The organism is Citrobacter sp. Cpo061, assembly GCF_030332845.1.
Classification (GTDB): Bacteria; Pseudomonadota; Gammaproteobacteria; order Enterobacterales; family Enterobacteriaceae; genus Citrobacter; species Citrobacter portucalensis.
Genome location: NZ_JAOWHB010000034.1, coordinates 386,163 through 405,833, shown reverse-complemented (window position 1 = coordinate 405,833; position 19,671 = coordinate 386,163). Strand labels below are relative to the sequence as shown.

General features: G+C 52.8%; 20 protein-coding genes. 8 read left to right on the top strand and 12 right to left on the bottom strand.

All coding sequences use genetic code 11. The features are described 5' to 3' along the window. Nucleotides 1–32 precede the first annotated feature (32 nt). From nrdG to treR, 5 genes are all read right to left on the bottom strand, one after another. Nucleotides 33–497: an anaerobic ribonucleoside-triphosphate reductase-activating protein gene (gene nrdG / locus OGX97_RS05460; protein WP_048227187.1), complete on the bottom strand. Its 465-nt coding sequence runs from the start codon at nucleotides 495–497 to the stop codon at nucleotides 33–35. A gap of 159 nt (nucleotides 498–656) precedes the next feature. Next, nucleotides 657–2,795 (bottom strand): anaerobic ribonucleoside-triphosphate reductase, encoded by a 2,139-nt coding sequence (nrdD, locus tag OGX97_RS05455; RefSeq protein ID WP_003830363.1) that lies wholly within the window; start codon nucleotides 2,793–2,795, stop codon nucleotides 657–659. A gap of 408 nt (nucleotides 2,796–3,203) precedes the next feature. After that, complete coding sequence (treC, locus tag OGX97_RS05450; RefSeq protein ID WP_235125643.1) at nucleotides 3,204–4,856, bottom strand: alpha,alpha-phosphotrehalase; 1,653 nt, start codon at nucleotides 4,854–4,856, stop codon at nucleotides 3,204–3,206. Between the two features lie 49 nt (nucleotides 4,857–4,905). Continuing rightward, nucleotides 4,906–6,324: a PTS trehalose transporter subunit IIBC gene (treB, locus tag OGX97_RS05445; RefSeq protein ID WP_048215055.1), complete on the bottom strand. Its 1,419-nt coding sequence runs from the start codon at nucleotides 6,322–6,324 to the stop codon at nucleotides 4,906–4,908. A 157-nt stretch (nucleotides 6,325–6,481) separates the two neighbouring features. After that, a complete protein-coding gene (gene treR / locus OGX97_RS05440) occupies nucleotides 6,482–7,429 on the bottom strand; it encodes a trehalose operon repressor TreR (protein WP_032942194.1) in 948 nt (315 codons plus the stop codon). A 191-nt stretch (nucleotides 7,430–7,620) separates the two neighbouring features. On the opposite strand from treR, the gene mgtL reads away from it, so the two are divergent. The 5 genes from mgtL (at nucleotide 7,621) to OGX97_RS05420 (ending at nucleotide 13,769) form a co-directional block, all read left to right on the top strand. Then, a complete protein-coding gene (mgtL, locus tag OGX97_RS23185) occupies nucleotides 7,621–7,674 on the top strand; it encodes a mgtA regulatory leader peptide MgtL (RefSeq protein WP_223240846.1) in 54 nt (17 codons plus the stop codon). 144 nt (nucleotides 7,675–7,818) lie between these two features. Continuing rightward, nucleotides 7,819–10,527, top strand: a complete 2,709-nt coding sequence (gene mgtA / locus OGX97_RS05435) for a magnesium-translocating P-type ATPase (RefSeq protein WP_424953312.1) — start codon at nucleotides 7,819–7,821, stop codon at nucleotides 10,525–10,527. A 375-nt stretch (nucleotides 10,528–10,902) separates the two neighbouring features. Further along, nucleotides 10,903–11,880: a TRAP transporter substrate-binding protein gene (locus tag OGX97_RS05430; protein ID WP_048215053.1), complete on the top strand. Its 978-nt coding sequence runs from the start codon at nucleotides 10,903–10,905 to the stop codon at nucleotides 11,878–11,880. A 62-nt stretch (nucleotides 11,881–11,942) separates the two neighbouring features. After that, nucleotides 11,943–12,452, top strand: coding sequence for a TRAP transporter small permease (locus OGX97_RS05425; RefSeq protein WP_043018240.1), 510 nt, complete (start codon nucleotides 11,943–11,945; stop codon nucleotides 12,450–12,452). A 30-nt stretch (nucleotides 12,453–12,482) separates the two neighbouring features. Then, nucleotides 12,483–13,769 (top strand): TRAP transporter large permease, encoded by a 1,287-nt coding sequence (locus OGX97_RS05420; RefSeq protein WP_003830349.1) that lies wholly within the window; start codon nucleotides 12,483–12,485, stop codon nucleotides 13,767–13,769. Nucleotides 13,770–13,834: 65 nt separating this feature from the next. Here OGX97_RS05420 and OGX97_RS05415 read toward each other — a convergent pair whose 3' ends face one another. From OGX97_RS05415 to pyrL, 5 genes are all read right to left on the bottom strand, one after another. Beyond that, on the bottom strand, nucleotides 13,835–14,287 hold the full coding sequence (locus OGX97_RS05415; RefSeq protein ID WP_008786057.1) for a transposase: 453 nt from the start codon (nucleotides 14,285–14,287) through the stop codon (nucleotides 13,835–13,837). Nucleotides 14,288–14,359: 72 nt separating this feature from the next. Beyond that, nucleotides 14,360–14,746: a 2-iminobutanoate/2-iminopropanoate deaminase gene (gene ridA, locus OGX97_RS05410; RefSeq protein ID WP_000047544.1), complete on the bottom strand. Its 387-nt coding sequence runs from the start codon at nucleotides 14,744–14,746 to the stop codon at nucleotides 14,360–14,362. A 76-nt stretch (nucleotides 14,747–14,822) separates the two neighbouring features. Next, nucleotides 14,823–15,284, bottom strand: coding sequence for an aspartate carbamoyltransferase regulatory subunit (gene pyrI, locus OGX97_RS05405; RefSeq protein ID WP_003025816.1), 462 nt, complete (start codon nucleotides 15,282–15,284; stop codon nucleotides 14,823–14,825). A 13-nt stretch (nucleotides 15,285–15,297) separates the two neighbouring features. Then, complete coding sequence (pyrB, locus tag OGX97_RS05400; RefSeq protein WP_008786058.1) at nucleotides 15,298–16,233, bottom strand: aspartate carbamoyltransferase; 936 nt, start codon at nucleotides 16,231–16,233, stop codon at nucleotides 15,298–15,300. Nucleotides 16,234–16,269: 36 nt separating this feature from the next. After that, nucleotides 16,270–16,371 carry a pyr operon leader peptide gene (gene pyrL, locus OGX97_RS05395; RefSeq protein WP_003025819.1) on the bottom strand — a complete coding sequence of 34 codons (102 nt, stop codon included), beginning with the start codon at nucleotides 16,369–16,371 and terminating at the stop codon, nucleotides 16,270–16,272. Between the two features lie 238 nt (nucleotides 16,372–16,609). On the opposite strand from pyrL, the gene OGX97_RS05390 reads away from it, so the two are divergent. Then, complete coding sequence (locus tag OGX97_RS05390) at nucleotides 16,610–17,062, top strand: YhcH/YjgK/YiaL family protein (protein WP_048215052.1); 453 nt, start codon at nucleotides 16,610–16,612, stop codon at nucleotides 17,060–17,062. Between the two features lie 108 nt (nucleotides 17,063–17,170). On the opposite strand, the gene argF is transcribed toward OGX97_RS05390, so the two are convergent. Together argF and argL are read right to left on the bottom strand one after the other, a co-directional pair. Beyond that, complete coding sequence (argF, locus tag OGX97_RS05385) at nucleotides 17,171–18,175, bottom strand: ornithine carbamoyltransferase (protein ID WP_279850986.1); 1,005 nt, start codon at nucleotides 18,173–18,175, stop codon at nucleotides 17,171–17,173. Next, a complete protein-coding gene (gene argL / locus OGX97_RS23270; RefSeq protein WP_370867251.1) occupies nucleotides 18,145–18,240 on the bottom strand; it encodes a putative translational regulatory protein ArgL in 96 nt (31 codons plus the stop codon). The genes argF and argL overlap by 31 nt, the downstream gene beginning before the upstream one ends. Nucleotides 18,241–18,338: 98 nt before the next feature. On the opposite strand from argL, the gene rraB reads away from it, so the two are divergent. Both rraB and miaE read left to right on the top strand, forming a co-directional pair. Beyond that, a complete protein-coding gene (gene rraB / locus OGX97_RS05380; RefSeq protein WP_003025845.1) occupies nucleotides 18,339–18,764 on the top strand; it encodes a ribonuclease E inhibitor RraB in 426 nt (141 codons plus the stop codon). Between the two features lie 51 nt (nucleotides 18,765–18,815). Next, on the top strand, nucleotides 18,816–19,574 hold the full coding sequence (gene miaE / locus OGX97_RS05375) for a tRNA isopentenyl-2-thiomethyl-A-37 hydroxylase MiaE (protein ID WP_279850987.1): 759 nt from the start codon (nucleotides 18,816–18,818) through the stop codon (nucleotides 19,572–19,574). Nucleotides 19,575–19,671 lie beyond the last annotated feature (97 nt).

The window sequence follows — 19,671 nt, the reverse complement described above, 5'->3', positions numbered from 1 at the left end:
AGGCGGATAACAGAATGTTTACCGCCTGAAAGTTAACGCAAATGATGTACAACCTGGTTGCTGCTACCGCGCCAGATCAGCGCCGGGTCTTTAAGATCCTGCACAAATTTACCATCGACCAGCACGTTGATGAGATCCACCACCTGCATTTGTGCGGCGTTGAGTTCATCAAGCTTGTAGCCGGTCCACACCCAGATATCTTTCCCCGGACACTCAGCGTGAATACGCTGTACCAGTTGCAGGATATCCGGCACGTTTTGCGGATGCAGCGGATCGCCGCCGGACAGCGAAATACCCTGGCGAGGGATTCGCGTGTCGTTCAGATCGGCAATGATCTTGTCTTCCATCTCTTTGGTAAACGGCTGGCCGGAATTGAGTCGCCAGGTGCTTTTGTTATAGCAGCCAGGGCATTCATGCACGCATCCCGACACAAACAGGGTGCAGCGAGTTCCTGGGCCGTTGACGATATCGACAGGATAGTATTGATGGTATCGCATTTTCGCTTCTCAATTGACGCCATTACTGTGTTGTCTGCGCTCGCTCACCCGGGTCACTTACTTATGTAAGCTCCCCGGGATTCGCTTGCTTGCCGCCTTGTCCTGGCGCCAATTGCTTTGCGAAAAGCGTCACATCGCCAGGCAATAATACTGTCGAAATTAACCTATCTGCCCATTACCTAAATGCTTAACGCGGCGCTTCACTTCTTCCTGCTTACCGGCGTTAAACGGACGAGCGTCCGGGCTGCCTAAATAACCGCATACGCGGCGGGTGACCGACACGCGCGCGGCGTCGTGGTTACCACATTTCGGGCAGGTAAAGCCTTTGCTGGTGCACTCGAACTCACCGGTAAAGCCGCACTCGTAGCATTCATCGATTGGCGTGTTGGTCCCGTAATACGGCACGTGCTGATAGCTGTAATCCCAGACGTCTTCCAGTGCTTTCAGGTTGTGCTGAATGTTCGGGTACTCGCCGTAGCAAATGAAACCTCCGTTCGCCAGCGGCGGGTACGGCGCTTCGAAATCGATCTTGTCGTACGGGTTAACCTTTTTCTCCACGTCGAGGTGGAAGCTGTTGGTGTAGTAACCTTTGTCGGTAACACCCGGCACCACGCCAAACTCGGCGGTATCCAGACGGCAGAAACGATCGCACAGGTTTTCACTTGGTGTACTGTACAGACTAAAGCCGTAGCCGGTTTCGTCTTTCCACTGATCGACTGCCTGACGCAGACGTTCCACAATGGCGATAGCTTTAGCGCGAAGCTGCTCGCTGTCGTACAAGTGTTTGTCGCCAAACAGCGCGTTGATGGTTTCGTGAATGCCGATGTAACCCAGAGAAATCGACGCGCGGCCGTTTTTAAAGATTTCAGACACGTCATCGTCTGCTTTCAGACGTACGCCGCAGGCCCCTTCCATATACAGGATTGGTGCAACGCGGGCCTTCACGCCTTCCAGACGCGCAATGCGGGTCATCAGCGCTTTACGCGCCAGGATCAGACGGTCGTCGAGCAGTTTCCAGAAGGTGGCTTCATCGCCATGAGCTTCCAGCGCGATACGCGGCAGGTTAAGGCTGATAACGCCGAGGTTGTTACGGCCATCGTGAACCTGTTCGCCGTTCTCGTTTTCCCATACGCCCAGGAAGCTGCGGCAGCCCATTGGCGTTTTGAACGAGCCGGTCACTTTAACCACCTGATCGTAGTTCAGGATGTCCGGATACATACGCTTGCTCGCGCACTCCAGCGCCAGCTGCTTGATGTCATAGTTCGGATCGCCAAACTTGTGGTTCAGACCGTCACGAATCGCAAACACCAGTTTCGGGAACACGGCGGTTTTACGATTTTTACCCAGGCCGGCAATGCGGTTACGCAGAATGGACTGCTGGATCAAACGCGATTCCCAGCTGGTTCCCAGGCCGAAACCGAAGGTGACGAACGGCGTCTGACCGTTGGCGGTATGCAGGGTATTCACTTCATACTCAAGGGACTGGAATGCGTCGTAGCATTCTTTCTCGGTACGGGAATGCGCATAACCGTCGGCATCTGGGATCTGCCACTCTTCAGCGGTTTTGCGATGCTTATTAAAGCTCTCGGTCACGAACGGTGCGAGAACTTCGTCAATACGGTTAATGGTGGTACCGCCATAAATATGGCTGGCAACCTGCGCGATAATTTGCGCGGTGACGGCCGTCGCGGTGGAGATGGATTTTGGCGGCTCAATCTCCGCGTTACCCATCTTAAAGCCCTGCGTCAGCATACCTTTCAGGTCGATCAGCATGCAGTTAAACATTGGGAAGAACGGAGAGTAGTCGAGATCGTGATAGTGAATATCACCACGCTCGTGCGCCTGGACGACATCACGCGGCAGCAGGTGTTGACGCGCATAGTGTTTGGCGACGATACCGGCCAGCAGGTCGCGCTGGGTCGGGATCACTTTGCTGTCTTTGTTGGCGTTTTCGTTCAGCAGAGCAGAGTTGGTTTGCTCAACCAGACCACGAATTTCCTGGTTCAGACGGCCACGTTTTTCACGCTGTATATCACGGTCGTGGCGATATTCGATGTACGCACGGGCGAGTTGTTTGTACGGACCAGACATCAGTTGGTTTTCAACCGCTGTCTGGATCTCGTTGATATCGACCTGGCTGCGCTCATTCATCTGGCTACTAACGACTTCTGCGACGGTGGCACAGTAATCTGCGTCATCGACTCCCGCTGCTTTAGCTGCACGCAGAATGGCTTCTTTGATGCGCTCTGATTTAAACGGCACTTTACAGCCATCTCGTTTCATCACATGCGGTGTCATGATCACTCCATATTTATAAGAACAGGTTATCCACAGAGGTTGGAGAAGCGGCCATGGCTTTATTCATCTATCTGGCCAATGACTTCCCGCAATCCTGACCCACTTTATCCACAATTCCACCGTTAAACGGTGCACTGTAGTTGTAGCAATTGTAGTCGATTAATACAACATATTGGGTCGGCGTGCATTTTAAGTTCTATATGTAGTGATTTGCATCAAGGATGTTTACGATTTATTTGATGTAGCGCAAAGTAAAAATCGGAGCGTACAGATGACGGGCAGTACAGCGATTGTAAATTGTGGGCAGAAAATTCTGATTAATTATTCAACAAAAACAGGAAGCTAAGCTAAGCGTATATAGCAACGCCCGGTAGCGCTATGCGTACCGGGCCTGAACATAATTGCAAGCTATTTTTGCACCCACCAGACGGCCTCAAAAGGATGCAGTGTCATGTCCCCAGGTTGGCTGGCAACCTCGGCATAGTTGTGCATCAGCACCTGCCAGTTTCCGTCGGTCTGGGCTGGCTGCCAGCTCTGGAAGGTATCGCTAAGATTGGCAATGACCAGCAGCCGCTGCCCTTGCCACTCTCGTTGATAGCACCACAGATGCGGGCTGTCCGGTAGCAGATCCTGGTAGTCGCCCCAGGTGATAACCGGCTCCGCTTTGCGCAAGGCGATCAGCTTCTGATAGGTGTAGAACACCGAGTCGGTATCGTTCAGTGCTGCCGCCACGTTGATGTCTGCTGCGTTGTCACACAGATTGATCCACGGCTCGCCGGGGGTGAAGCCCGCGTGTTTGCTGGCATCCCATTGCATCGGCGTACGGCTGTTATCGCGTGATTTACTGGCGAGGATAGCCAGCAGTTCTTGCGCATCGCGTCCCTGGCCGTTCAACTCGGCAAACATGTTATGGCTTTCCACATCGCGATAATCGGTAATCTGGCGGAAGTGCGGGTTGGTCATGCCAATCTCTTCACCCTGGTAGATGTAGGGGGTGCCCTGCATGCCATGCAGCACCATCGCCAGCATTTTGGCCGACGGAACGCGGTATTTACCTTCATCGCCAAAACGCGACACGATGCGTGGCTGATCGTGGTTACACCAGAACAGCGCGTTCCATGCCTGATTGTGCATGCCCTGCTGCCAGTGGTGGAACAGGGCTTTTAGCGCCACATAATCGGGTTTTGCTAACGTCCACTTCTCACCGTTGGGGTAATCCACTTTCAGGTGGTGGAAGTTAAAGGTCATCGACAGTTCACTACCATCTTGTGCGGCGTACTGCTGGCAATGTTCAAGCGTAGTGGAAGACATTTCGCCGACCGTCATCAGGTTGCGTGGGGTAAAAACATCGCGGTTCATCTCACGCAAAAATTCATGCGCGCGTGGGCCGTCGGTATAAAAACGCCGTCCATCGCCGTCGGGATCGTTCGGGAAGTCCTGATCTTTAGAGATAAGATTCACCACGTCGAGGCGCAATCCGTCCACGCCGCGATCGGCCCAGAACTCGCACACTTTCTTTAGCTCGGCGCGTACCGCCGGGTTTTCCCAGTTCAGGTCGGCTTGTTCCGGAGCAAAGAGGTGCAGATAGTACTGCTCGCTTTCGGCGTGCCAGCCCCAGGCGTTGCCGCCAAACTTGGAGCGCCAGTTATTTGGCGGGCAGTCTGGCGTGCCGTCGCGCCAGAAATAAAACTGACGATACGGGCTGTTTTTATCCAGCGCTTCACGAAACCAGGCGTGCTGGGTTGAGGTGTGGTTAAACACCATGTCGAGAATAATACGGATGCCGCGCGCTTTCGCCTGCGCCACCAGTTCATCAAAGTCTTCCAGCGTGCCGTAGGCCGGATCGACAGACGTGTAGTCTGCGACGTCGTAACCGTTATCAACCTGCGGTGAAATATAGAACGGCGTCAGCCAGATGGCATCAACGCCCAGCTTTTGCAGATAGTTGAGGCGCTGCGTCACGCCGCGTAAATCTCCGGTGCCGCTGCCGGTGGTGTCCTGAAAACTCTTGGGGTAAACCTGATAGATAACGCCGTTTTGCCACCAGTGGGGAATATTCATGGTTGTTTCCTGGAAATACGCTGGGGCGCAACTGCGCCCCGAAGAAAAGTTAGACAATCTGTAATGTGCCCAGACGGTGTTTACGCTGGTAAACGAATGAGGTCAGTACCATTGGGATGACAATCGCAATGACCATCGCCATGCCAAAGACCTGCCAGTAAGTCGGCTGGATGGAGAGGATGCCCGGCAAACCGCCGACGCCAATCCCGTTTGCCAGCACACCGTTCAGGCCGCACAGCAGTCCGGCGAGACCGGAGCCGATCATCGCGCACAGCATCGGGAAGCGGTATTTCAGGTTGATCCCGTACATTGCCGGTTCAGTTACCCCGAGATAGGCGGAGATCGCGGCAGGAACGGAAATTTCACGTTCGTTGTGTTTGCGACTGGAGATAATGATCCCGACCACCGCAGAGGCCTGAGCGATATTCGACAGGGCGATCAGTGGCCATACCGGCGTACCGCCCATGCTCTGAATCATCTGCATGTCGATAGCCAGCGTGGTCTGATGCACACCGGTGATCACCAGCGGGGCGTACAGGAAGCCGAACAGCGCCGCGCCAATCGGAGCAAAACTGCCGGTCAGCAGATGACGGACCGCAAACGCGACACCGTCGCCAATCATGCGGCCAAATGGACCGATAAAGGCGTGCGCAAGGAATACCGCAAGGATTAGCGAGCACACCGGGACGATCACCAGATACAGGTAATCCGGGACGATGCGCTTCATGCGTGTTTCAATAAACCCGAGCGCCAGCCCGGCCAACAGTGCCGGAATGACCTGCGCCTGGTAGCCCACTTTCTCAATGCTGAACAGGCCGAAGTTCCACACGTCCGGCACCTGCTGACCGAGCAAATAGGCGTTCATCAGTTGCGGAGAAACCAGGGTCACGCCCAGCACAATACCGAGGATCGGCGTACCGCCCATTTTCTTGACCGCCGACCAACAAATCCCGACCGGCAAATAGAAGAAGATCGCTTCGCCAATCAGCCACAGGAAGTCATAGAGGGTTTTCAGCGAAGGATGCATCTGCGCCAGCGTCTGCCCGTTACTCATGGGCAGATCGCCGATCACGTTACGGAAACCTAAGATCAGGCCGCCGCTAATCAGCGCTGGCAGCAGCGGGAAGAAGATCTCCGCGAAGTGAGAAATCAGCTGCTCGTGCCACTTCATGTTCTGCCGCGCCGCTTTCTTTGCCTGCTCTTTGTCGGCACTGGCTTGTCCGGTGGTCGCCAACAGCGCTTTGTAGTAATCGCCCACCTCGGTGCCAATTACCACCTGAAACTGCCCGGCGTTGGTGAAGCAGCCTTTGACCATTGGCAATAATTCGATCTCTTTCGGCCTGGCGTTTGCAGGCTGATTCAGCACAAAACGCAGGCGAGTAATGCAGTGACTCACCGTAGCGATATTGTCGCGCCCGCCAACCAGCTCAATTAGCCGGTCGATGTCTGCTTGTTTTATTTTGCTCATGATGGTGTGTGTTCCCCGTAGACCGGAAAAGACGCTGTTGCGTCGTCATTCGGCAACTCTCTCGTTGTTGGCGCCAGAGTATATCTTCGATGAATATTTAAAAATGGGAACGTTCCCGAAACGCAGCGAAGATCACAAATTAATGCTCAGAAAGCGATCAGGAGAGGGTGGAAGGAATAACGATTTGTCGTGGTTCGCTACGGCCGTTGATCTGTTCGATCAGCTGCGAGGCCGCTTGTCGCCCTGCTTCGGCGTATCCTGGATCGACGGTGATAATTTCCGGATGGAGGAATTTCATCAGCGGCGTGCTGCCCACGCTTGCCAACTGCAGGTTCTCAATCCGCTGCTCCTGCAGATATTTGCTGACCCCAAGGGCAAGGGTATCCGTCGCACAGACTAAGGCAGTGGTTTCCGGGGTGATGACGTTGGCGGCCTGCTCATAGCCCTGCTTCATGGCCAGACCCGGCAGCGCGGCCACAGGATGTAGTTTGTGTTTTTTACAGAATGCCAGGTAGGCCTCATGGCGGCGTTTACCAGTGGTCACATCGCTATGCGGAACACCAAGAAAGCTAATATGGCGATGCTCGCGTTCGTATAAACGCTGCATCAGGGTACGAATGGCACCCTCATCGTCATAGCAGACGGAGGCAAAGCCTTTGGCATCTCTTGCCAGAAGCACCAGAGAATCCTGCCAGGAGGCGAGCATGGCTTCAGTAATGCCGGTAAAACCAAACAGCACCACGCCATCAATGTTGCGGCGTCTGAGCATGCCGAGATGTTCTTCAACCAGCTCGGGCGAGAACTGGCTTTCCATCATGATCGGATCGTAGCCCTGTTCATAAAAGGCGGGCAGCATGGTCTGCACGGCGAGATTTTCTGAAAGAGAATCCAGGCGCGTGACGATAATCGCCACCACCTTGTCGCTTTGTCCGCGCATGGCGCGTGCGGAGCGGGAAGGGGAAAAACCGTGCTGATTCATCACCGCCTCAACGCGTTCGCGGGTGCGTTCACTCACGCCGCTTTCATTGTTGAGCACACGGGAAACGGTTGATTTTCCCACACCGCTTAAGCGGGCGATGTCTTTAATGGTCAGCCGATTTTGCATCCTGTTTTCCCGTGTTGCGTGTGAAGTTATGCCAAATAGAGAATAACTTTACTCAAGCGCGGCGCAATGGGCAAAGTCTGGTATACGTTTGGTTTAGTTTCCATGGTTTATCATACCGCCATAATTGCCACAAACCTTATGGTTTTCTGCGTATAATCCGCGACGCAAATCATTCACTTACCGGAGGCTATATGGATCCCGATCCCACCCCTCTCCCGAGATGGAGAAACAACCCTTTCCGGTAAGCCTGTCTTTCACTGTCTTACCGGAGCAGTAAGACAGTGACGTTCTGACGTCCCTGTTGTGATTTTAATATTGCCACCAGGCAAGGCTTTGCCACGCCTGAAGGATTTACTGCGCCTGTTTATACAGGTGCAGAGGGACTGCCTATGTTCAAAAATATGACCCGCCAGCTGTTTGCCCGGCTAAACCGCCATTTACCGCATCGTCTGGTGCATCGTGATCCATTGCCGAATGCTCAGACCGTTGCCAGCACGCCGATCCCGCCATCGCTAAGCGAACATTGCCTGAAAATGGCGCTGATGGACGAAGACGCGCTGTGGAAAACGTTCGGCGCTCATCCGGAAGGCTTAAACGCCGCAGAAGTCGAGAACGCCCGCGAAATACATGGCGAGAACCAGTTGCCGGCGCAGAAGCCGTCGCCCTGGTGGGTGCATCTGTGGGTCTGCTACCGCAATCCGTTTAATATACTGCTGACCATTCTCGGGGCGATTTCCTATGCCACCGAAGATCTGTTTGCCGCTGGCGTCATCGCCCTGATGGTCGTCATCTCTACGCTGCTGAATTTTGTGCAAGAGGCGCGTTCCACCAAAGCGGCTGATGCGCTGAAAGCGATGGTCAGCAACACCGCCACGGTGCTGCGCGTCATCAACGAGAAAGGGGAGAACGGCTGGGTTGAACTGCCGATCGACCAGTTGGTTCCCGGCGATGTCATCAAGCTGGCGGCAGGGGATATGATCCCAGCAGATCTGCGCGTGGTGCAGGCGCGTGACCTGTTCGTAGCCCAGGCTTCACTGACCGGTGAATCGCTGCCGGTGGAGAAAGTGGCAACCAGTCGCGATCCACAGCAAAGCAACCCGCTGGAATGCGATACCCTGTGCTTTATGGGCACCAACGTGGTGAGCGGCACGGCGCAGGCCATCGTGATTTCAACCGGAGCCAATACCTGGTTTGGGCAACTGGCCGGTCGCGTCAGCGAGCAGGAAAGCGAGCAGAATGCCTTCCAGAAAGGGATCAGCCGCGTCAGCATGCTGCTGATCCGCTTTATGCTGGTGATGGCGCCCATCGTGCTTATTATCAACGGTTACACCAAAGGTGACTGGTGGGAAGCGGCGCTGTTTGCCCTGTCTGTGGCGGTGGGACTGACTCCAGAAATGCTGCCGATGATCGTCACCTCAACGCTGGCGCGTGGGGCGGTGAAGCTGTCAAAACAAAAGGTTATCGTTAAACACCTCGACGCTATCCAGAACTTTGGCGCGATGGATATCCTGTGCACCGATAAAACCGGCACCCTGACTCAGGATAAAATTGTACTTGAGAATCATACGGATATCTCTGGTAAACCCAGCGAACACGTCCTGCATTCTGCGTGGCTGAACAGCCATTATCAGACCGGGCTGAAGAATCTGCTGGATACGGCGGTGCTGGAAGGTGTGGACGAAGAATCAGCCCGCCAGCTCTCGACTCGCTGGCAGAAAATCGATGAGATCCCGTTTGATTTCGAACGTCGCCGCATGTCGGTAGTAGTGGCAGAAGAAACCGATGTGCACCAGCTGGTCTGTAAAGGGGCGCTACAGGAGATCCTCAGCGTATGTACCCAGGTGCGTCACAACGGTGAGATAGTCCCGTTAGATGACAACATGCTGCGTCGGGTGAAACGCGTTACGGACACGCTGAACCGGCAGGGGCTGCGCGTGGTGGCGGTGGCGACGAAATACCTGCCAGCGCGTGAAGGTGATTACCAGCGTATTGATGAATCAGATCTGATCCTCGAAGGCTATATTGCGTTCCTCGATCCGCCGAAAGAGACCACTGCGCCGGCGCTCAAAGCGCTAAAAGCCAGCGGTATTACGGTGAAAATTCTCACTGGCGATAGCGAGCTGGTGGCGGCGAAAGTGTGTCATGAAGTGGGGCTGGATGCGGGCGATGTGGTTATCGGTAACAGCATTGAAGGATTAAGCGATGATGAGCTGGCTCGGCTTGCTCAGCGCACCACGCTGTTTGCCCGTCTGACGCCAATGCACAAAGAGCGCATTGTCACGCTGCTCAAGCGCGAAGGCCATGTGGTCGGCTTTATGGGCGATGGTATAAACGATGCCCCGGCGCTGCGCGCGGCGGACATTGGTATCTCCGTTGACGGCGCGGTTGATATTGCACGTGAAGCGGCGGATATCATCCTGCTGGAAAAGAGCCTGATGGTGCTGGAAGAAGGGGTGATTGAAGGACGCCGTACCTTCTCTAACATGCTGAAGTACATCAAAATGACGGCCAGTTCAAACTTCGGTAACGTGTTTAGCGTGCTGGTGGCGAGCGCCTTCTTACCGTTCCTGCCGATGTTACCGCTGCACTTACTGATTCAGAACCTGCTGTACGATGTATCCCAGGTGGCGATTCCGTTTGATAACGTCGACGAAGAGCAGATCAAAAAGCCGCAGCGCTGGAATCCCAGCGAATTGGGCCGCTTTATGATCTTCTTTGGACCGATCAGCTCGATCTTTGACATTCTGACCTTTTGCCTGATGTGGTTCGTCTTCCATGCCAATACGCCTGAACATCAGACGTTGTTCCAGTCTGGCTGGTTCGTGGTGGGCCTGCTGTCGCAAACGTTGATTGTGCATATGATCCGTACCCGTCGTGTGCCGTTCATCCAGAGCCGCGCCGCGTGGCCGCTGATGTTGATGACGCTGGTGGTGATGGTTGTCGGCATTGCATTACCGTTCTCGCCGCTGGCCAGCTATCTGCAATTGCAGGCATTGCCGCTGAGCTACTTCCCGTGGCTGATTGCGATTCTGGCGGGTTACATGACATTGACTCAATTAGTGAAAGGTTTTTATAGCCGTCGCTACGGCTGGCAGTAAACATCAAACGCCTCAGCAGGATGGTGTTAATACCATCCTGCATTCCTCATTTTCATTCGAAGATATTACCTCGCAACATTAGTGTTTTATTTTTATTGAAATGCTAACGGGTGTTATTAGTATCAAATCGCCTTCCTTGCGTTGTTTTTTTATCAATAAAACGATCTGCATTGCAAAAATGAAACAGTGTGCTAAAAATTTTAAGCATCTGCGATTTTTTGTGAACGCAGTCATCGAAATAAATTGTTACACCAGTTAGTCTGCGCAGGTAACGTCGTTAAGAAAGTTTCTCGCTGCCCGTTTTTAATTCCGGCAGTCATTTGCTCTGCAAGCTATTCCTGTTAATGGATATTATGAACTTCTGGAGAAGGACAAATGAAACTGACAAAAAACCTGTTAAGTCTGTGTATTGGCGCGTCTGTATTCCTGGCGAGTCATGCAACGCTGGCACAAACTTTTCGCGCCGCAGATGTGCATCCGGCTGATTACCCGAACGTTGTCGCAGTGAAACATATGGGGGAAAAACTTAGCGCTGCGACCGACGGCCGTCTGGAGATTAAAACATTTCCTGGTGGCGTGTTAGGCGATGAAAAACAGATGATTGAACAGGCGCAATTAGGCGCTATCGATATTATTCGTGTCTCAATGACGCCTGTTGCCGCCATTCTCCCTGAAATTAACGTGTTTACCCTGCCATATATTTTCCGCGATGAGGACCATCTGCATAAGGTTCTCGACGGCATGATCGGGCAGGAAATTGGCGACCGTCTGACGGCTAATACCAAATCGCGGCTGGTGTTTCTCGGCTGGATGGATGCCGGCACGCGTAACCTGATCACCAAAAATCCGGTGGTGAAACCGGAAGATTTACACGGTATGAAAATCCGTGTTCAAGGAAGTCCGATAGCGCTGGATACCCTGAAAGCGATGGGCGCTAACTCCGTTGTCATGGGCGTCAGTGAAGTATTTAGCGGCATGCAGACCGGCGTTATTGATGGCACGGAAAATAACCCGCCAACGTTTGTTGCGCATAACTATTTGCCGGTCGTGAAAAACTATACCTGGAGCAAACACTTTATTATTCCTGAGCTTTTTCTGTTTTCGAAAGCTAAATGGGATAAGTTGAAAAAAGAAGATCAGGATCTCATTATTAAACTCGCCAAAGAAGCACAGATAGAGCAACGAAAACTTTGGCAGGATTATAATGCGAAATCACTGGAGACCATGAAAGCCAACGGCGTTCAGTTCCACGATATTGATACGGACTATTTCTATAAAGCCACGCAGTCAGTGCGGGATAATTATGGTAAAGACCACCAGGATTTGATCAAACGTATTCAGGATGTGAAGTAATTCATCAGGTGGGGGATATCAACCCTCCGCCTGAATCTTTTGATTAATTCGAGGTGATAATTATGGGTGAATGCTATTCATCGGTAATGGATTTTCTTTATCGGGTGTCAATGTGGATTGCCGGTATCGCATTATTGGTCATGGTCGCCATTATCCCCATTGGCATATTCGCGCGTTATGTTCTGAATAACGCCCTGTCATGGCCTGAACCCGTCGCTATTCTCTGTATGGTGACATTCACCTTTATTGGCGCGGCGGTGAGCTATCGTGCAGGCTCGCATATCGCGGTGAGCATGGTGACTGACCGTCTGGGTGATGCTTCTCGCCGATATTGCTCGGTAATCGCTGACGTTATGTTGGTGGCGATAAGTCTGTTCATTCTGTGGTACGGAACCAATCTCTGCCTTGAACTGTGGGACCAGCCCGTGGCGGAATTCCCGCTTTTAAGCGCCGGGCAAAACTATCTTCCGTTGCCGATAGGCTCTGCCATAACGCTGCTGTTTATCGCTGAAAAGATTTTCCGTGGTCCGCAGTACCAACGTCCCGTTGTCATGCTGGGATCGACCAGCTAGTTACCGCCCCCATTTTAGAAAGGAAAGCAGATGGATGCATTTATTCTCGTCTTTACGCTCGGCATTATGCTGGCGATTGGGGTACCGGTAGCGTACGCAGTTGGCATTAGCGCCATCATTGGGGCCTGGTATATTGATATTCCGCTGGAAGCGGTAATGATCCAACTGACCAGCGGGGTGAACAAGTTCTCTCTGTTAGCGATCCCATTCTTTATTCTGGCTGGGGCAATCATGGCCGAAGGGGGAATTGCGCGGCGACTGGTGAACTTTGCCTATATTTTTGTTGGTTTTATCCGCGGCGGACTGTCGCTGGTAAACATTGTGGCATCAACCTTTTTTGGCGCTATTTCCGGATCGTCTGTGGCTGATACCGCGTCCATCGGTTCGGTAATGATCCCGGAGATGGATAAAAAAGGTTATCCGCGTGACTTTGCCGCAGCGGTAACGGCCAGCGGTTCGGTGCAGGCGATTCTTACGCCGCCCAGCCATAACTCGGTTATCTACTCGCTGGCAACCGGTGGCACGGTTTCGATTGCCGCGCTGTTCATCGCCGGGATCCTGCCGGGGCTGCTGTTAAGCCTCAGCCTGATGGTGATGTGCGTGGCTTTTGCGCACAAGCGCGGTTATCCAAAAGGAGAACGTGTACCGTTTCGCCAGGCGCTGAAGATTTTCGTTGATACGCTGTGGGGCCTGATGACCGTTGTGATCATCATGGGCGGTATCCTGTCAGGTATCTTTACCGCAACGGAGTCTGCGGCAATTGCCTGCCTGTGGGCCTTCTTTGTCACCATGTTTATCTATCGTGACTATAAATGGTCTGAGCTGCCGAAGCTGATGTTCCGCACGGTGAAAACGGTCACTATCGTCATGATCCTGATAGGTTTTGCTGCTGCGTTCGGTGCCGTCATGACTTATATGCAGTTGCCGATGCGTATCACTGAAGCCTTCACCAGCATCTCGGACAACAAATACGTCATCCTGATGTGTATTAACATCATGCTGCTGCTGATCGGTACGCTGATGGATATGGCACCGCTGATCCTCATTCTGACGCCGGTTCTGCTGCCGGTGACCAACGCGCTCGGCATTGATCCGGTTCATTTTGGCATGATCATGCTGGTGAACTTAGGGATCGGCCTGATTACGCCGCCGGTAGGGTCGGTGCTGTTTGTGGCCAGTGCGGTGAGTAAACAGAAAATAGAGCAGGTGGTGAAGGCGATGTTGCCATTCTACCTTGTGCTATTCCTGGTGCTGATGCTCGTGACGTACATTCCGGCGATTTCGCTGTTCCTGCCGAAACTGTTTGGTGTGATGTGATAAATGCCCGGTGGCTCTTACGCTTACCGGGCCTACAAACTATGCTTCGCCAGGCCGATAATCTTTCAGACCATGCGCACAATTATATACCCAACGGCAAAGACAAAAAGAGCAATGTAGGCCCAACTGAAATGATAAAACGCATTTCTCGCTCCACGTCCGGAGCGGGCGAGAAAGATATTTTCTTCTTGGATGTGTTTTGCAGATATCTTGCGAAATTGACGGATGTAGCCAACGCAGTACGCGAGGAAAAAGAACATCACACATGCGGAGAGGGATTTAGAGAACATAATGGCGAGTAATGTGGCCGAAATGAAAAAGAACAAGAATACGATTGCGCCCGTCGATTCTAATTGTTTTAACTCACGGCGGATGCCTTCGGCGTGCTGCTCCTGCCAGCGACGGAGCGTGCTGACGCTAAATTCGTATTTTTCACATAATACCTTATTGGATACGCCGTTTTTAGACTGCTGAAGAAAATCGGCGATTTGTTCTGCGGTAAAACGAGCTTTTGTCATTACCGGCCCTCCATGGCGCGGTCAACCTTGAGATAATCCAGAACGTCGCCTGGATTATCTTTGCGCTAGAAATCAGCGACGAACGGCGATCGCTTCAATCTCGATTTTCACGTCTTTCGGCAGACGGGCAACTTCTACGCAAGAACGCGCAGGGAAGGTCGCGTTGTGTTCGGTGAAGAACGCTTCGTAGGTCGCGTTTACAGTTGCGAAATCGTTCAGGTCTTTTACGAAGACGGTCGTTTTTACGATGTCGCCCACTTTCAGGCCTGCTGCTTCAACGATAGCTTTTACGTTTTCCAGCGACTGACGTGCCTGAGCGGACACGTCTTCCGCTACGGCACCGGTTTTCGGATCGACCGGGATCTGACCGGAAGTGATTACCATGCTACCCAGATCAACGCCCTGAACGTATGGGCCGATTGCTGCTGGTGCATTTTCCGTCGCGATAGTCTTGCTCATGATTTCTCCTGAATTACAGCGGTAGTAGAATGTTCCCGCTCATTATAGGGAGCCGGGATCTCATAACCAACCCCAATTAGTTGGCCAGCACCACATAATGCGAAAACTCTTTTTCACAGTATTTGCATTTGAGTGCGATGTCATCAGCACGCTTTTTCACTGCAAAACTGGAGGAAACCGGCTCAGCATGGCTGATACAGTTGCTGTTCGGGCAAACCAGTACATTGTCGATACGCTCAGGCAGGCTCGGACGAGATTTACCCACCACGTCGTAATCGTCAATGCGGTTTACCGTTGCCTGCGGGGCGTACAGGGAGAGCTGGTTTACCTGCTCGTCGGTCAGGAAAGTGTTTTCAATTTTAATCAGGTCCTTACGGCCCATCTCGCCTGACGGCAGGTTCAGACCGATGGTGATACGCTGGTCGGTTTCCGTCAGTTTGAACAGCGTCAGCAGCTTAAAACCAACCTGTGCGGGAATATGGTCAATCACGGTGCCACGTTTGATGGCTTCAACCTGCAGTTTGTTATCGTGTGTCATCTCTTTTTCTCCCTTACAGTGCCAGTTCGTTATTCAGTACCAGTGCCAGTAACGCCTGGCGGGCGAAGATGCCGTTGCCAGCCTGCTGGAAATACCAGGCGTGCGGCGTCTTGTCGACGTCGGTGGTGATCTCATCGATACGCGGCAGCGGATGCAGTACCTTCATGTTTGCTCTGGCGCCGTTCAGATCGCTGGCGCGCAGAACAAACTGCGCTTTCACGTTGGCGTATTCGGACGGGTCCAGACGCTCTTTTTGTACGCGGGTCATATAGAGGATATCGACCTCCGCCATCACCTCTTCAATAGTGCCGTGGAGGCTCCAGGCGATACCTTTTTCATTCAACATATCCAGAATGTATTGCGGCATCGCCAACGCGTCCGGGGCGATGAAGTAGAAACGGTTACCTTCGAACTTCGCCAGCGCCTGGGTCAGGGAATGGACGGTGCGGCCATATTTCAGGTCACCCACCATGGCGATGTGCAGATTGTCCAGGCGACCCTGAGTTTCCTGAATGGTGAACAGATCCAGCAGCGTTTGGGTGGGATGTTGGTTGGAGCCGTCGCCTGCGTTCAGTACCGGAACGTTACCGGAGAACTCCGTAGCCAGACGCGCGGCGCCTTCCTGCGGATGGCGCATTACGATGGCGTCGACATAGGTGCTGATGACGGAAATAGTGTCGGCCAGCGTTTCACCTTTTTTGCCCAGAGAGGTATTGCTGCTGTCAGAGAAACCCACCACGCTGGCGCCCAGGCGATGCATGGAGGTTTCAAAGGATAAACGGGTGCGGGTTGAGGCTTCAAAGAAGCAGCTGGCGATAACCTTATGCTTTAACAGCTCCGGCTGTGGGTTAGCTTTTAATTTCGCCGCTGTTGCGAGGACCAGATTGAGGTCATCGCGGCTGAGGTCGTTTATGGAAATGATGTGTTTTTGATAGAGCGGGTTAGCCATGTTTATCTCCTGACGCCTGGGCAAAAAAAAAGCCCCTCAATTGAGGGGCTCGGAATGGGTGATCAACGGAAAGAAAAACGGCAGGCCAGCGTCCTTTTTCAGACGCGGTAAGACAAAATGTCGTACACACTGAACCATACATCCTCCCGGCAAATTGTCCGCGATTATACTCAGCTCCGTTATGGGATCAAGCGAAAAATGCACAAATTATTCATCGCAAACGATTCTCATGAATATTCATTCACCCTGAATGCCAAACAGCAACAATGAGATAAACATGCGTTGACGCAAAATATCGGCAAATAGCAGTAGTATGGCAGACCGTTTTTTCGTATAACAACTAAAATGAAACGATGTTTTAATTAAGGGGTTTAAGATGATTGTCGGCAATATTCACAACCTGGATGCCTGGCTGCCGGAAGAGCTGCGTCAGGCGATTGAACACATTAAAGCGCATGTGACGGATGAGACGGAAAAAGGTAAGCACGACATCGACGGCGATCGCCTGTTTTATCTGATTGCTGAAGATATGACGGAGCCGTTTGCACAGCGCCGCGCTGAATATCACGCGCGCTATCTGGATATTCAGATTCTGCTCAAAGGTCAGGAAGGCATGACCTTCAGCACGCAGCCTGCGGGCGCGCCGGAAACTGACTGGCTGGCGGATAAAGATATCGCTTTCCTGCCGGAAGGAGTACAGGAAAAAACGGTGGTGCTGAACGAAGGTGATTTCGTTGTGTTCTATCCGGGCGAAGTGCATAAACCGCTGTGCGCGGTCGGTGCACCAGCGCTGGTACGCAAAGCCGTGGTGAAAATGCGGGTGGCATAAGCGTATTTGCCGGGGGGGCGGCTTCGCCTTGCCCGGCCTACGGGAGCGCGGTTGTAGGCCGGATAAGATGCTTAGCATCGCCATCCGGCATTCTTTTCATCCATGCTCTTACTTCGCCAGCGTCGCCACCATCACCGCTTTGATGGTGTGCATCCGGTTTTCTGCCTGATCAAATACGATACTGGCGGGGGATTCAAAGACCTCATCGGTCACTTCCATTCCACCGTGCAGACCATATTCCTGTGCCATTTGTTTGCCAAGCGTGGTTTGATCGTCATGAAACGCGGGCAAGCAGTGCAGGAATTTCACCTGCGGATTGCCGGTCAACGCCATCATCGCGCTATTAACCTGGTACTTACGCAGCAGCGCAATACGTTCGGCCCACTTCTCTTTTGCCTCGCCCATTGATACCCAGACGTCGGTATAGATGAAGTCCGCGCCTTTCACGCCCGTGGCGACATCTTCGGTCAGCGTAATATTGCCGCCGTTTTTCTGTGCCACCGCTTTGCACTCCGCAACCAGACTTTCTTCCGGCCAGCAGGCTTGCGGTGCGACCAGACGCAGATCCAGCCCGGTTAACGCGGCGGCTTCCAGCATGGAATTGCCCATATTGTTGCGGGCATCACCGGTGTAGACCAGCGTCATCTCATTAAACGCTTTACCCGGCAGGTGTTCCTGCATAGTTAACAGATCCGCCAGCAGCTGGGTGGGATGAAACTCGTTGGTTAATCCGTTCCACACCGGAACTCCGGCATATTCCGCCAGCGTCTCGACAATCTCCTGACCGTGGCCCCGATACTGAATACCGTCGTACATGCGGCCGAGCACGCGGGCGGTGTCTTTGATCGACTCTTTATGGCCAATCTGGCTGCCGCTTGGCCCGAGGTATGTCACGCGCGCGCCCTGATCGTATGCGGCAACTTCGAAAGAGCAACGGGTACGGGTTGAGTCTTTTTCGAAGATGAGCGCGATGTTTTTACCGGTGAGCTTTGCGACTTCAGTGCCGTTTTTCTTTTCCGCCTTCAGCTGTGCGGCGAGCTGAAGCAGTGACGTGAGTTCAGCAGAGGTGAAATCAAGCAGTTTCAAAAAATGTTTCTGATAAAACGCAGACATGGTTCCCTCACATGGCTTAGGCCATTTATTGAATTAAAATTCAATTTATATGGATGTTTATTCATTTGCAACCTTGTTTAACAAATCTTTCCTGGAAAGGTGGAGGCAATGACAGCGGTATGTGACAATAAGAGTATCGGCAGGACATTATGAGGAACGAGCCATGGCAAACCCGGAACTACTGGAAGAACAGCGTGAAGAAACACGCTTGATTATTGAAGAGTTACTCGAAGATGGCAGCGATCCAGACGCGCTGTACACCATCGAGCATCACCTTTCCGCGGATGACTTCGAAACCCTGGAAAAAGCGGCAGTAGAAGCCTTCAAGCTGGGTTATGAAGTGACCGAGCCGGAAGAGCTGGAAGTGGAAGAAGGCGACACGGTTATTTGCTGTGACATTCTGAGCGAATGTGCACTGAATGCGGAGTTGATCGATGCTCAGGTTGAGCAGCTGATGAACCTGGCTGAAAAATACGATGTGGAATACGACGGTTGGGGCACCTATTTTGAAGACCCGAACGGTGAAGAAGGTGAAGACGGCGACGATGAAGACCTCGTCGACGAAGATGATGACGGCGTGCGTCACTAAGTCATCAACTGACCTGCGGTAGCCCAGGCTGCCGCAGGCCAAGGACAATGTATGGATTACCTGCAAATACTCTCCCCGATCCACAACTTCCTGTACTGTAAAACGCCCCAGGCCTGGCTTGATAAAGCGCGAGACCCGGCGAATCTCCCACTGTTATTGACCGATCACCTCGTCTGTGAGCTGAAAGCGGCGCAAACGGCGATGCTGCTGGTGCGTAAGTATGTCGCAGATAAACAGGGATCGCAGGCGCTGCTGGACTGGCTGAAACCCTATGAAGCGTTTGCTTTCAGAGAAGGGGATGAGCCGGATTTTATCGCGCTGAATAAACAGATAAGCAAAAGCGTGATGCCGCAAACCGACGACCCGTGGGGACGCAAGCTTATCGACAGCATGGTTTTGCTGATCAAAGAAGAGCTGCATCACTTCTGGCAGGTGCGTGAGGCGATGATGAGCCGCAACATTCCCTATATTAAGATTACCGCCAGCCGTTACGCTAAAGGCATGCTCAAAGAGGTACGCACCCACGAGCCGCTGACGTTAATCGATAAACTGATTTGCGGGGCTTATATTGAGGCGCGTTCCTGTGAACGGTTCGCCGCGTTGGCACCGTATCTGGATGACGATTTGCAGGCGTTTTATCTGTCGCTACTGCGATCCGAGGCGCGGCACTATCAGGATTACCTGGCGCTGGCGCAGCAGGTTTCAGCCGATGATATCAGTAGCCGGGTGCGGTTTTTTGGCGAAGTAGAAGCCGCGTTGATCACCTCTCCTGACGATGAATTCCGCTTCCACAGTGGTGTGCCAGCTTAATTCCTTTCTTTGACGCGCGGTGTCCATCGCCGCGCGGATTAATCCTTCCTCTTTCTGTTAGCAAAATCTGGTGGCTGGAAATCGCTCGCTGCTGCCG

Excerpts from the sequence above, each read along its gene's own strand:
- nrdG (WP_048227187.1), bottom strand. The coding sequence starts at position 497 with ATGCGATACCATCAATACTATCCTGTCGATATCGTCAACGGCCCAGGA.
- nrdD (WP_003830363.1), bottom strand. The coding sequence starts at position 2,795 with ATGACACCGCATGTGATGAAACGAGATGGCTGTAAAGTGCCGTTTAAA.
- treC (WP_235125643.1), bottom strand. The coding sequence starts at position 4,856 with ATGAATATTCCCCACTGGTGGCAAAACGGCGTTATCTATCAGGTTTAC.
- treB (WP_048215055.1), bottom strand. The coding sequence starts at position 6,324 with ATGAGCAAAATAAAACAAGCAGACATCGACCGGCTAATTGAGCTGGTT.
- treR (WP_032942194.1), bottom strand. The coding sequence starts at position 7,429 with ATGCAAAATCGGCTGACCATTAAAGACATCGCCCGCTTAAGCGGTGTG.
- mgtA (WP_424953312.1), top strand. The coding sequence starts at position 7,819 with ATGTTCAAAAATATGACCCGCCAGCTGTTTGCCCGGCTAAACCGCCAT.
- OGX97_RS05430 (WP_048215053.1), top strand. The coding sequence starts at position 10,903 with ATGAAACTGACAAAAAACCTGTTAAGTCTGTGTATTGGCGCGTCTGTA.
- OGX97_RS05425 (WP_043018240.1), top strand. The coding sequence starts at position 11,943 with ATGGGTGAATGCTATTCATCGGTAATGGATTTTCTTTATCGGGTGTCA.
- OGX97_RS05420 (WP_003830349.1), top strand. The coding sequence starts at position 12,483 with ATGGATGCATTTATTCTCGTCTTTACGCTCGGCATTATGCTGGCGATT.
- OGX97_RS05415 (WP_008786057.1), bottom strand. The coding sequence starts at position 14,287 with ATGACAAAAGCTCGTTTTACCGCAGAACAAATCGCCGATTTTCTTCAG.
- ridA (WP_000047544.1), bottom strand. The coding sequence starts at position 14,746 with ATGAGCAAGACTATCGCGACGGAAAATGCACCAGCAGCAATCGGCCCA.
- pyrI (WP_003025816.1), bottom strand. The coding sequence starts at position 15,284 with ATGACACACGATAACAAACTGCAGGTTGAAGCCATCAAACGTGGCACC.
- pyrB (WP_008786058.1), bottom strand. The coding sequence starts at position 16,233 with ATGGCTAACCCGCTCTATCAAAAACACATCATTTCCATAAACGACCTC.
- pyrL (WP_003025819.1), bottom strand. The coding sequence starts at position 16,371 with ATGGTTCAGTGTGTACGACATTTTGTCTTACCGCGTCTGAAAAAGGAC.
- OGX97_RS05390 (WP_048215052.1), top strand. The coding sequence starts at position 16,610 with ATGATTGTCGGCAATATTCACAACCTGGATGCCTGGCTGCCGGAAGAG.
- argF (WP_279850986.1), bottom strand. The coding sequence starts at position 18,175 with ATGTCTGCGTTTTATCAGAAACATTTTTTGAAACTGCTTGATTTCACC.
- argL (WP_370867251.1), bottom strand. The coding sequence starts at position 18,240 with ATGAATAAACATCCATATAAATTGAATTTTAATTCAATAAATGGCCTA.
- rraB (WP_003025845.1), top strand. The coding sequence starts at position 18,339 with ATGGCAAACCCGGAACTACTGGAAGAACAGCGTGAAGAAACACGCTTG.
- miaE (WP_279850987.1), top strand. The coding sequence starts at position 18,816 with ATGGATTACCTGCAAATACTCTCCCCGATCCACAACTTCCTGTACTGT.